At 41.4% G+C, this 12919-nt stretch carries 10 protein-coding genes and 1 pseudogene; 6 read left to right on the top strand and 5 right to left on the bottom strand.

The features are described from left to right. The first annotated feature begins 62 nt into the window (after nt 1-62). From ACZ1G6_RS01470 to ACZ1G6_RS01455, 4 genes are all read left to right on the top strand, one after another. Complete coding sequence (locus ACZ1G6_RS01470) at nt 63-1070, top strand: ligase-associated DNA damage response exonuclease (protein WP_472617750.1); 1008 nt, start codon at nt 63-65, stop codon at nt 1068-1070. A 1-nt stretch (nt 1071) separates the two neighbouring features. Then, nucleotides 1072-2259, top strand: coding sequence for an ATP-dependent DNA ligase (locus ACZ1G6_RS01465; protein WP_472617749.1), 1188 nt, complete (start codon nt 1072-1074; stop codon nt 2257-2259). Between the two features lie 28 nt (nt 2260-2287). Further along, nucleotides 2288-2734, top strand: coding sequence for an ATP dependent DNA ligase (locus tag ACZ1G6_RS01460; RefSeq protein WP_472619024.1), 447 nt, complete (start codon nt 2288-2290; stop codon nt 2732-2734). Nucleotides 2735-2827: 93 nt separating this feature from the next. Continuing rightward, nucleotides 2828-4168 (top strand): magnesium transporter, encoded by a 1341-nt coding sequence (locus ACZ1G6_RS01455; RefSeq protein WP_472617748.1) that lies wholly within the window; start codon nt 2828-2830, stop codon nt 4166-4168. Between the two features lie 12 nt (nt 4169-4180). Here the strand turns inward: ACZ1G6_RS01455 and ACZ1G6_RS01450 are convergent, their stop codons facing one another. The 3 genes from ACZ1G6_RS01450 to ACZ1G6_RS01440 form a co-directional block, all read right to left on the bottom strand. After that, nucleotides 4181-5524, bottom strand: coding sequence for an NAD(P)/FAD-dependent oxidoreductase (locus ACZ1G6_RS01450; RefSeq protein ID WP_472617747.1), 1344 nt, complete (start codon nt 5522-5524; stop codon nt 4181-4183). A 9-nt stretch (nt 5525-5533) separates the two neighbouring features. After that, the gene (locus tag ACZ1G6_RS01445) at nt 5534-6109 is read right to left on the bottom strand and encodes a GNAT family N-acetyltransferase (protein ID WP_472617746.1); all 576 of its coding nucleotides are present in this window, start codon (nt 6107-6109) and stop codon (nt 5534-5536) included. A gap of 146 nt (nt 6110-6255) precedes the next feature. Beyond that, complete coding sequence (locus tag ACZ1G6_RS01440) at nt 6256-8241, bottom strand: alpha-amylase (protein WP_472617745.1); 1986 nt, start codon at nt 8239-8241, stop codon at nt 6256-6258. A gap of 378 nt (nt 8242-8619) precedes the next feature. Between ACZ1G6_RS01440 and ACZ1G6_RS01435 the strand changes: the two genes are divergently transcribed. Both ACZ1G6_RS01435 and ACZ1G6_RS01430 read left to right on the top strand, forming a co-directional pair. Beyond that, nucleotides 8620-10029 (top strand): xanthine permease, encoded by a 1410-nt coding sequence (locus ACZ1G6_RS01435; protein WP_472617744.1) that lies wholly within the window; start codon nt 8620-8622, stop codon nt 10027-10029. Between the two features lie 139 nt (nt 10030-10168). Then, a pseudogene (locus ACZ1G6_RS01430) lies at nt 10169-11409 on the top strand (NADH:flavin oxidoreductase/NADH oxidase family protein). A gap of 7 nt (nt 11410-11416) precedes the next feature. Here the strand turns inward: ACZ1G6_RS01430 and ACZ1G6_RS01425 are convergent. Together ACZ1G6_RS01425 and ubiG are read right to left on the bottom strand one after the other, a co-directional pair. Beyond that, on the bottom strand, nt 11417-12025 hold the full coding sequence (locus ACZ1G6_RS01425; protein WP_472617743.1) for a glutathione S-transferase family protein: 609 nt from the start codon (nt 12023-12025) through the stop codon (nt 11417-11419). Nucleotides 12026-12041: 16 nt separating this feature from the next. Further along, nucleotides 12042-12842: a bifunctional 2-polyprenyl-6-hydroxyphenol methylase/3-demethylubiquinol 3-O-methyltransferase UbiG gene (gene ubiG / locus ACZ1G6_RS01420; protein ID WP_472617742.1), complete on the bottom strand. Its 801-nt coding sequence runs from the start codon at nt 12840-12842 to the stop codon at nt 12042-12044. Nucleotides 12843-12919 lie beyond the last annotated feature (77 nt).

The raw sequence follows: 12919 nt of genomic DNA, 5'->3' as shown, positions 1-12919 counted from the left end.
GGGCTTAGCAACGTACCCATTTTAAGAAAACCGTCATAAGCAAGCCTAAGGATAAGTTTCTTTTGCATCCCCAGAACTGGATTAAAACTGATAATAAAGGCTTATATATTAAGCCCCTAAACGCTTATTTAGACCCAATGCAAGCAGTCGAACATGCAATTGTTACTCATGCGCATGCCGACCATGCGCGGGCCGGACACACAACTGTTTATGCAACCAAAGAAACCTTAGCGATAATGGCGGTGCGTTATGGTGAAGATCATGCTCAGCACACGATAGCGCTTGAGTATGAGCAGACTTTTGAATTGCATGAAGGAAAGTTTACGCTATATCCTGCTGGTCACATTTTAGGTTCAGCGCAAATATTGGTTGAATATTTAGGTGCAAGACTTGTTCATACTGGCGACTTTAAACGCCAAGCTGATCCAAGCTGCGAGCCCTTTAGTGTTGTTCCTTGCGACGTTTTCGTTACCGAAGCAACCTTTGGTTTGCCCGTGTTTAAACACCCCGATATCGAAGATGAAACGCAAAAACTACTTGATTCACTCACAAGGCTGCCTGACTCTTGTCATTTGGTAGGGGTTTATGCATTGGGGAAATGTCAACGACTGATATTGGCCTTGCGTGCTTTAGGCTACCACCGGCCAATATATCTGCACGGAGCACTAGTAAACCTGTGTCACCTATACGAATCCTTTGGGATCCATCTGGGCGAACTGATTGAAGTTTCAAAGGTTGAGGATCTAAACAGTTTGGCTGGCGAAATAGTGCTTGCGCCCCCTTCTGCACTGCAAGATAGGTGGTCACGAAAATTACCAAATGTATTAACCGCAATGGCATCGGGATGGATGCAAATTAGAGCACGCAGTAAACAGCGTCGCGCAGAGCTCCCTCTTATTATTTCTGATCACAGTGACTGGCAAGATTTACTCGATACCATTAAACAAGTTAATCCTCAGGAGGTATGGGTAACACATGGCCGCGAAGCCGCCTTAGTGCATCAAGTAGAGTTAATGGGCTACAAAGCAAAAGCGCTTAGTCTGATCGGGTATGAAGAGGATGAAAGCTAATATGGAAGCGTTCTCTAAACTCGTCGATACCTTGTACTTCTTAAATAGTAACAACGCTAAATCAAGTGTACTAATTGAATATCTTTCGTCATGCCCAGATCCAGATCGCGGCTGGGCTATTGCGGCAATTGCAGGTACCCTTGATTTTGAGTTTTTTAAACGAAAGGTCATCAAAGATCTGATCACGACTCATATAGACCCTACGCTGTTTGACTTAAGTTATGACTATGTGGGCGAAATGAGTGAAACCGTTGCTCATCTATGGTCAAGCGTTGCCGCCCAAAAGAATATTGAAAGCCAACGCACACTTGAGAGTTTGAATGAAGTGGTTACAAATTTTCAAAGCCTGCCCAAAAAACAAGTGCCCGATTATCTATCCAACTTACTAGATATTATGACGCCCACTCAACGTTGGGCCCTGCTTAAATTGGGGACAAAAGGACTTCGTATCGGCGTATCGGCACGTTTTTTAAAGAAAATCCTAGCACAGTACGCGCAACAAAAGGGGCAAACAGATATTACAATTGAGCAAATAGAGCGAGTATGGCACGGTGTATCGCCTCCTTACTTAGATATGTTTGCATGGCTTGATGGTAAACAAGCCATTCCCGATGTCAGCGGTCGCCTAACCTTTGCGCCAGTGATGCTATCTCATCCTTTAGAAGAAAATAAATTGAGCACAATTACACCCAACGAATGGCAAGTAGAATGGAAATTTGATGGTATCCGCGCACAACTGGTGTGCAATGAAAATGGCGTAGCCTTGTTTAGTCGAAACGCAGATGATATCTCTAAAAGCTTTCCTGATATTATTGATAATGCTAAATCTGCAAATCTTTTTGGGCGTTTTGATGGAGAATTAATTGCATTGAAGCCCAATGTTGTTGACAACGATACTGATATTTTTGAGCGCATTGGCTCATTTAACCAACTTCAACAAAGATTGAACAAAAAAAGACCTTCAAAAGCGATTTTACAAACGCACCCTACCGGCATGCTGATATATGACGCATTGCAAATTGAAGATAAAGACATCCGAGAAAAACCGCTGCAAGCACGAGGGCATGACATACATCAATATATGGCAAAAATATCTTGTAAAGCGCTGGATTCATGGCTGGGATTGTCTGAACCATTAGCGTTTAAAGATACTGATGAACTAGTGGCTTTAAAAAACCAGTGCCAGTGAAATCGGTGAAGGATACATCGAAGGCTTGATGATCAAACATAAAATGGGGACTTATGTAGCCGGGCGACCTAAAGGTCAATGGTATAAACTAAAGCGTGAACCTTTGCTCATCGATACTGTTATTATGTATGCTCAACGAGGACATGGTAAACGCTCTAGTTTTTATTCTGATTTTACCTTTGGATGTTGGCATGATGGCCAGTTGTTACCCGTTGGCAAAGCTTACTCTGGATTTTCAGATGAAGAACTAAAAAAGCTAGACTCCTGGGTAAGACGAAATAGTATAGGTCGCTTTGGGCCAGTCAAAGAGGTAAAAAAAGAGCTCGTATTTGAAGTAGCATTTGATTCTGTACATGAATCAAACCGACACAAATCAAAAGTCGCTATGCGCTTTCCTCGCATAAAAAGAATTAGATGGGATAAACCAGCAAATGATGCTGATCAACTCGAGACCCTCAAAGCCTTAATCAATTGAACGTGACAAACCTAAATTTATAAGCCTTTTCTTTTACAAATACTCAATATTTGCCTAGCATACACAGTAACAATATAGGGAACAAAAACGATAATGGCTGATCAAGCGCTACCTGAACTCATCGAAGAAGTTGTTGCATGTGATAACTTAAATGAAGATGCGGCGATTGCTAGTACAATTGCAGCGACCGACGCCGAGGATTTGGCCCTATTATTAGAATCTATTCCCCTAGAGCAACGTATAGAGTCTTGGCAACAAGTTCCTAATGCTAAAAAACTTGATGTATTGGTCGAAATGCGTGGCGACCCTAGAGCAACCGTCATCGAATCAACCCCCATGGAACAATGGGAAACAATATTCCAAGACGTAGATTCAGAGCAACTTTTAGAAATATCTGACACATTACCTAATCAGCTTGTTGACTTAGCACTCTCAGCAATGGGAAAGCAACAACGCCAATATTTTAAAGATGCCAGTCAATACAAAGATGAGCAAATAGGCCACTGGGTTAATCACGATATTTTAATTTTACCCCTAAATGCAAAAGTCCGAGACGGCATGAGCCTACTAAGAAGAAATATCCCTGATTCAACTCAATGTATTTATTTGATAAACAGAGCTGGACAGTTTTCTAGTGCCGTGAAACTAAGCCGTTTATTTGGCGCTCCTGATCATATTCCGCTAGTAGAGTTATGTGAAGAATATATCGAAATACTCAAAGCTGAGCAGGATACCGTGCAAGCATCGCGTGAAGTACAAAGCAGCGGATTTAGTTCTTTGCCGGTTGTTGATGATAGCAACAAGTTAATCGGAAGAGTGGATATAGTGACGGCCTGTGAGCTTGTTAATGAAGACTACGAACGTCAAGTAATGGCGTCAGCGGGTATGGATGAAAATGAAGATTTATTTTCATCTGTAGGGTTAAGTGCAAGAAAACGGGCAGTTTGGTTAGGTATTAATCTTGTCACTGCATTTTTAGCATCTTGGTTTATCGGCCTGTTTGAAGCGACCTTGCAAGAGGTCGTTGCTTTGGCTGTCTTGATGCCGGTTGTAGCTAGTATGGGCGGCATAGCAGGGAGTCAAACATTAACCCTTATTGTCAGGGGACTTGCGCTAGGACAAGTCACCAAAAGCAACCGCAAAGCCTTGTTAGATAAAGAGCTAAAAGTCGGCATACTAAACGGGTTCATTTGGGCCTTTGTGGTAGGTTTAATCGCATTTATCTGGTTTGATAGCCATCTACTAGGCGCAGTCATTGCTATTGCCATATTACTTAACATTATCTCGGCCGCAGTGACAGGCGTTTTATTACCTTTGATTTTGTCTCGTTTAAAAATTGACCCTGCGCTTTCAGGCTCAGTTATTCTCACCACTGTGACAGATATTGTAGGTTTTGTCGCATTTTTAGGCCTAGGAAGTTTGCTATTATTGTAGCGATGTATACGTTCAAATCCCTAGTTTGTTTTTAAAGGCCTCGAGTTGGTAAAATGCAGACAAAACTGGTCGACGCATCGATGGGAAAGGAAATCGTCGCAAGGGTGTTTGCCAATAGGGAAGTTTGGGTAACGATTGTGGTTCACATAAAAGTTGCGCAAGCCTCTTACCAGATTGGATAGAAAATGCTAAGCCAGCACCGCAATATCCTCCAGCATATAAAATATCGTTGTCCTTATCATGATAAATGCGAGGATAATTATCATAAGATACACCAACCCAACCACTCCAAAAGGACTCGAGTTTGACTGCATCCAAAGAGGTAAAGGTATTTTTTAGCCCTTGTAATAAGGCTTGCTGATAACGAGTGTTATTTGCTTTGTTACCAGCAATTGCCCCTCGACCACCAAATAGCAAACGATTGTCCGGCAATAAACGATAATAGTATTTTAGCGCACGTGTATCCATGACCATTAGTCCGGGCTTTTGAAAGCCTGCTTGCAATAATTGCTCGGCATTTAGTACTTGAGTAACCAAAATACTGGATAACACTGGAAACAATCTATTTTGAAGGGCTTGAAAAGTCGCATTGGGAGCATATGCATTAGTGGCAATGATAAGATGTTGAGCAGTCACTGTCATACCTTGTGCTGTGCGTAAAACATGCTTACCTTGCTGTCTCTGACTGCTAACAATGGGAGAGTCCCCATAAATCTTTATATTATTTTCTTGCGCCTTTTTTGCCATGCCTTGGCACAACAGCCAAGGGTTTATGCCAACTGCTTTTGGATAGTAAACACCGCCAAAGGATTTCACAGAACTTAAGTAGTTACGCCGGATATCGGCTTGATCCACTGCAATACTTGAATCTCCATAATCACGTTGAAGCATCGTTGATTGTGCGTGTAAATGATTGACCAAAGAAGGCTTATGCGCCACTTTCAAATACCCACCGTTTACTTGTTCACACTCTATACCTGAGTCAATAACGGACTTAGTATGTTCAACAGAATCTAAATAGTCAGCGTAAATTGCCTTGGCAGTCTCCTCTCCCCATTTTTGCTTTAATTGAGGCACGCTTAAACGCCCTGTCCCAGGCAGAACAAAGCCTCCGTTTCTGCCACTACATCCCCACGCCGGTTGCTTGGCGTCTATCACAGTACAGTCAAGACCATAGTGCTCACTGAGGTGATGTGCTGCAGATAAACCTGTAAAGCCTGCGCCGATTATGGCAACTTTAGTGTTTATATTCTTTTGAACAGGCGGATAGAATATAGGTAGCTTTGTTCGCGCCCAAAAGCTATCAGCTACGTTTCCTTTTGCAGCACTGATACTATCAACTAAAGGGTCATACATGGCTAATGCTCATTCAAATGTCAGCAACATCTCAGCAGCAGTGCATATACATAAACTTTCACATACAGGGCATTCGTAACCCTCGTCTATGGATAATGACTGCCACTTGTTAGGATGTTCTTTGATCACTTTGCCACCACAAGCACTGAAGTAAGCAAAAGCTGAGTTTTTGGGACTATTTAGCCATATATGTGCAAGGCCAGCGCTAGCACCTTGTTGTTTGACACTTTGTATGGAATGATTAAGAAGTCCTTTACCGATTCCGTTGCCGCGAAGCCTCTCATCCACAGTGTTACACTTGAAATAGCAAACTTGATTCTCTTGGTAGTTCCACAAACGTGGAGAGCACCATTTGTCCGATGACCAATTAGGGGCTGCTATGGTAAGTCGAAACCCAACAAGTACTTGTTTGCTCGCATAAGATGCAAGCGCAACCCAACTTGCGTTGATGTTATTATAGAAGCTCTTTTCGTATAAATTTTTGAGGCTTTCATGGTTTAGGTAGTTTTCGCCGTGAACATGATTTGCTAACACAATTAGCTCGTCAAAATGTCGTTGCGACAGTGGTTCATAGACAATAGTCATATACAAATTTTAATAATGTCTTGATATGTGTAAGTTACCATGATTGCCTGTAGACTGGTATAAAGTTATCGCCTCATACGACAAACAAAAAAGACGAGGCCAAAAAATGACCCCGTTTTCGCATGCAAATTCGCTCAGCAAACAGCTTAAAAGTTTGAAATACTTGCTTCATTTTGACTAAAGCGGAAACGATTTACTTTGCCGCATTGTGCAAAATGATTATTTGACGGATAAGGTTTACCGACTTGATTAATATCAGACTCCCAGCCTTGACCATTTTTAACAAAGGCCTTTAGTTCGAACCAGCCGTTCACCGTTTTACTGCAATCCATCTCAACATCAAGCATCCAGTGATGTGGTCCCCAAATATTTAGAGATTCTTCACCAAATCCATCATTTATCACTGATCGTAACAAACCCCAAGTACTTGGCCAATTATTCGTAGTCCAGTCAAGTGCTGTCCCTTCACTTTGTTGACTTTGTCCAGCCTGCACACCATACCAATCCAATTCGGAGTCAGCTTCCTTCCAAGGCGCGGTTGTTTGATTACGCAAATTATTGTGAATAATGGGGATAGTGCACTCACGGTTGCTTTGTGTACAAACTTTCCCAAGCGCAGTAGCTGCATATTGATGGTCAATACCACCTCTAACAAACATATCTTGACCACTTTGTGTTTGCGCCTCGATAAATATGACTGTACGTTGCCAATCTGGGCCAACATTAGGCTCTTGTATTTTTGCATTTTTATGAATGGCTATTGCATCCCAAGGGGCGATGTTTAATTGAGCTTCGCCAGCGTTGTTTACAGTTACCGTTTCACCCGAACAGCTTTTTTTATCCTGAGCAAGCTGCCCCTTTAACACATTGCAATAAACACCTGGGCTCAGCGACGATTGAAGATTAGTATTTAATTGACTTTGCTCTTTGTTTATTGCGACAAAACCACTTGTACCGCGGCTAAATGCAATTTGATTGACACCATTGCTCCACCAATTTTGCTTGCTAAAAGCATCGTGGGTATTATTCCTAAAATCTACCGCACCTGCGATATAAGACCAACGATGCTCGCATTGCCAATCATTTCCAAAGCATGCTAGTTGTCCATTGTTATGAACAGGCTGATTGGGGCCGCCTCTATCAGTATCTCCTTTATAGTCATAGCTTGACATGACTTTTGGATACCCATAGGGATAAGCAAGCATAAAGACATTGGCTAAATCATACAGCCTTCCATCTTCATAGGTGATTACATTACCACCACCGCCGTGTCCTCGTTGATTGTCGTGATTATCAACAAATACGACCGCATTTATCGATGGCATAAAGCCCCAACCTTCTCCAAAGTTGCTTAGCCAAGCTAACTGCCCATTTCTAAAGGTATTTCCTATTTCAACACTGTATTTGAATTCTGTGACTAAACCATTTCCAAAATACTCATTTGCGCCAATGACTTCACCGCCTTGGTCGATAACTTCTTGGAAAATCAAAGGCGAACCTACTAGCCTAGATTTAATGCTGGCGATATCAGATGATGGCATATGCTTTGACGCATCCAAGCGAAACCCTTTAACTCCAATGTTGATAAGATCATTCAAAAAGTCACTGATGGTCGCTTGAACATAAGGGGCATCAGTATCCAAATCGGGCAAACCAACTAAAGTACAATTTTGAACTTCCCATCGATTGTTATAACTTGAAATTGAACAGCTTGAATGAAAATCTTGCGGTGAATAATTGGGATATTGTTTGTTTCCAAAGCTACTTCCTCCAGTGCCTACTCCACTTCCAAACGCCATGTGATTGATAATCGCATCAACATAAATATCAACGCCTACCGCTTCGCATCGTTGCACCATATCAATAAATTCTGCGCGATTACCACCCCTACTTTCAAGTGCATAACTGACAGGCTGATAGCGAGCCCACCATTGAGGTACGTCAATATGCTCATTAGGCGGTGATACTTGCACCGCCGCATACCCTTTAGGCCCTAAAAATGTCTCACATTCTGTAGCAACATCTTGCCATGACCACTCAAACAAATGAACAAAGGTAGTAGGTTCAGCTTTCGCGACTTGAAAAGCACTAGCACATAGCAGCGCTGATGCCATTAAAAACGTTGATTTCATGTTCGTACTCATTACTAAAATAATAGTTAAATTAAGCCGAACGACATCAACGTAAGGTTCTGCACGGCAATAAGCGCGAAGTACTTGTGTCTCTTCGCTTTATGTAAACTATGCTTGTTGTATTAATTAATCTATTGAATACGTATGTAAAATAAATGTTAAAAAGTTATTACATATAAGGTATTTGCCACCGCTCTTTGTTTATTAGGTCAATAGCCCAAATGTGGGCATATTTTGAAGAATCCTTAATTATTGTCGTTATATTTTAAATTTGGACGTCAAAAATGATGATTTTTGTTATTTTTTTGAGACTAAAGTGTAAAATTTATGTATTAATATAGATGTAAATACCAATCACTATAATAAGAGGATAATGCAATGGCGAAAACACGAGTTGATGGAGAAGTTCAGCCCGGTTTTAAATGGGGACCATTTACTATGCGAATCCCCTTCGTGCATATGAGGTTTTCTTTACCTGATATGCTGCAAGGTTTCGCTGTAGCTGGAGCAACAGGCTTAGCTTTAGTCCCTTACTTTATGGCCCTTTTAGGCTTAAGTTTTGAAGAAGCCGTTGTAATGGCAATGTTCCATAGTATGTTGATTTCGTTTTCGTGGATGCTATTTGGCGACCCATATGCACCAGGATGGCTGACACCTGCCATTCCATTTGTTGTTGCTTTTATCACAGCTCCTGCCTACCTAGGTGATCACACAGCACAATTTCAAGCAATGACTGCATTAAGCCTTAACTTTGCCTTTATATTAGTCGTGCTGGGGGTCACGGGTTTAGGCGCTAAGCTGATTAAAAGTGTCCCCAATGTATTTAAAGGCGGTATCATTTTAGGTGCTGCAATTGCTGCATTTATGCGTGTCACTAAAGAAGGTGATGCGGCTAATGTATTTGAGTCTGCCCCCATCGCCGGCACACTTGGGGTTGTCATTTGCTTAATATTTGCTTTTTCTAAACCTCTGCAAGCTATCGCAGTGCGAAACGCAAGCTTGGCAAAAGTCTTAGGCTTAGGTCTTCTACCTGGGTTTATTATTGCTGGTGTCGTAGGTTATTTTACCGGTGAATTTGAATATAACATTAGATGGGAAATTTTAGACGTCACAGCTGGAGCAGCTTCTTTATGGGCGAAAGCATCTCCGTTTATGATTGGTTGGCCATCTATTGATGTCTTTTTAGCATCCTTTCCATTAGCACTAATCACATACATATTGTTTTTTGGTGATGTCGTTACGGGCAATGAAATGATTGAACAAGCGCAACCTGCACGTCCTGATGAGAAGCTTGATGTGAACAGCAGCAGAGCCCATATTGCAACTGGTATTAGGAATGCAGCAATGGGCATAGTAGCGCCATTTTTTAGTACCCAAGGGGTTTTGTGGACCGGTATTCAAGTTGTTCTGCTTAAACGTTGGGCAGAAAGCAAAGGGAAGATAAATTCTTTTTACGATAGCATTGGTAGCTTTTACTTATTTGGCTTACCAATCTTATTTATTTTCTTGCCATTAGTGACCTTGCTTGAACCCTTGCTTCCTGTTGCGTTAGCAGTGACCTTAATTTTAACGGCTTTTGCGTGCGCAACACTTGCTTTATCACTAGTGAGTGATGCGACCGAACGAGGCGCGATGGTGATCACAGCAATGGCATTTAGTTTGTTTGAGCCTTGGGCTGGGCTATTGGTCGGTATCTTTACAATCATCGCGCTATGTGGTGTAAAAGTATTTTTACCTCCCAAAGCACCTGATAGCGACAATACTTCGCAAACCCAACCTAAAGAGTAATGTAATCACACAAGCCAGCAGCGCTGCTTTGCTACTGGCTTGTTTAATCACCTTGTGATTACCTTTAACAACACAACCTTGCTAGTTAAATACTTATCCACTATTGTACTGAACCTTGTAAATATATTACGTACCACTTATGAATAACGAACATGTCTTTAGCGCTCTTGAGCTGCCCTCTCAAATCACACTAAAAAATCGTATTGTCAAAGCCGCCATGGAAGAGAATATGGCAACCGTGAAACAAGAACCAAGGTGATGACATTTTTAATTTATATCGCGCATGGGCCAATGGTGGAGTAGGCGCTATTATCACAGGAAATGTCATGGTTGATCCTATGGCTATGACAGGTCCGGGCGGCATAGCATTAACTGAAAAATCAGACCTATCACAATTTACTAGGTGGGCTCAAATAGGTAAATCAGGTGGTGCCAAGATGATCATGCAGCTAAATCACCCTGGGCGCCAAGTATATAAACGTATGGGTGGAAAAGTACTATCACCATCAAATATCGCCTTAGATTTAGGCAAGCACTCTTCTTTATTTACACAACCAAAAGCCATGGATGAGAATGAAATTAATGACTTGGTATCGCGTTTTGTTACCAGTGCCAATTTAGCAAAAGAAGCTGGCTTTGATGGTGTGCAAGTGCATGCAGCTCATGGATATTTACTGTCTCAGTTTTTGTCGCCTTTAGTCAATAAACGAAATGACCAATGGGGCGGTTCCCTTGAAAACAGAGCGCGTCTATTGCTCACAATAATACGTGCTATCAAAGCTGAGGTAGGCGATGAGTTCAGCATATCAGTCAAGCTTAATTCTGCTGATTTTCAACGTGGTGGGTTTGATATCGATGATGCCAAACAAGTAGTCTCTTTGTTAGCGCCTTTAGATCTAGACTTTGTTGAGCTATCAGGCGGAAGTTACGAAGCACCTGCTATGCAAGGCAGAACTGCAGATGAAAGAACCTTAGCAAGAGAAGCCTATTTTTTAGAGTTTGCTAAGGATATTGCGGCAAATACTAGTATGCTTGTGATGACAACAGGCGGCATTAGACGCCTAGCGGTTGCCCAAAAAACAATTGATGAAGGTGTTTCACTAGTGGGAATTGCTAGTGCCTTGGCTTATACACCAGATTTAGTCAATAGGTGGCAAGATTCAAGCGAGCATGCGGGCTTTATACCATCTGTAAATTGGCGTAATAAAACGATGGCCGCCCTAGCAACTATGGCACTTGTAAAACGCCAATTACAGCGTTTAGGTAAAGGCAAACCACCTAAGGCAAAATAGCGCCGCTTTGTTTAGTTTAATTAAAGACCAACTTCGCTTGAGTGCACTGACTAAACGTTATCGTAACAACATTATTGATAAACAATAAAAGGCGTTTAGGCTTTTGCAGAGGGGCGCCCACTCACCTGCTTGTACCAACGACTAAGGTTAAGGTGATCTTGTGTCAAACGAATGTTAACTACTCGGGCAAAATCAATCGCACATAATGCCGTTATATCTGCAATTGAAAACGCATCGCCTGCCATGAACTCATTGTCATTTAGTCTTTTTTCAAGGACACGAAGGTACTTACTTGCATTTTCACCTGCTACTTTTCCATATTCAGGTACTGGCGTCATACGATCTTTGAAATGACCTGTAGAATGCTGAAAACACATCCCAACTTGATTGAACAAACACAACTCAATTTGACGTTGCCACATTGCAATAGTTGCTTTTTCCAGTGGGCTTGTGCCCATCAGCGATGGCTCAGGTTGAAGAGATTCAAAATATAAACATATCGCATCACTTTCACTGATACAGGTACCATCATCGAGCTCCAATACAGGAATTTTGCCAATAGGGTTTTTGGCACGCATTTCACGACTTAAGTTCTCGCCAGCGCCTAAATCAACTTGTACATATTCTATATCAATACCTTTCTCGGCTAAGAAAATACGAACTCTTCGAGGTGTAGGGGCAGTGCTTGTATCGTAAATTTTCATCTTAGTTCCTTATTTATTAATCTCTAATACTGCCAAGTTTTTGGTAGATTTGTACATAATTCACAGCAGTAGACTTTGTCGTTTTCCATTGTTTAGTCAACAAGTTGTACTTCATGCCCATTTCAGTGACTAACTTCATACGTGCAATAGACGCCATACTATTGAGCTCGAAAGGCGTCACAAACAAATGCCAACTGTGCGTACCTATTGGCAAATATCGCATAATATATTCTGCTCCAATAATTCCTACTAAAAAGGATTTCAATGTCCGACTTAATGTCGCCATTACAACACAACCACCGACTTTACAAAGGCTACTACAATTTTTAACTAACTCTTTTTGATTCGGCACGTGTTCAATAACTTCTGCATTAATGACTATATCAAACTGGCCTTTTTCGCGTTCAACGGTTTGTTCAACGTGCTCATGAATGTAAGTTATATTTAATTTGGATTTATGAGCATGTCTCTTTGCCACTTCAATGCTCATTTCGCTCACATCTATGCCAGTTACTTTTGCACCTGCTTTTGCCAGTGGTTCGCACACCAAACCTCCGCCACATCCAACATCTAATACACTGAGTCCTTCTAAACATCTAATTTTATTGGGATCACGTCCATAAAAAGCGCAAATTTGCTCAATAAAATATTCCACTCTAGCTCGATTAAACTCCAAAGCTGTTTTATAAGCACCATTTGGATCCCACCAACTTTCAGCCAAGGCATTAAATTTGGCCACCTCTTTGGCGCTAAAATTTCCCGATGAGGAATTTTCTGAATTATTATTAATACTACTAAGCTTACTTTTGTCTAACATCGTATATATCTATAACCTCTGTTTTAACGATAAATAAACGTATCTTTTCGTCTAACGTTTATCATGTAAGGATTAAT

It is taken from the genome of Glaciecola sp. HA4-3 (assembly GCF_055693685.1).
Note: the sequence above shows the minus strand (reverse complement) of the source record. Positions and strands in the feature narration are given on the sequence as shown.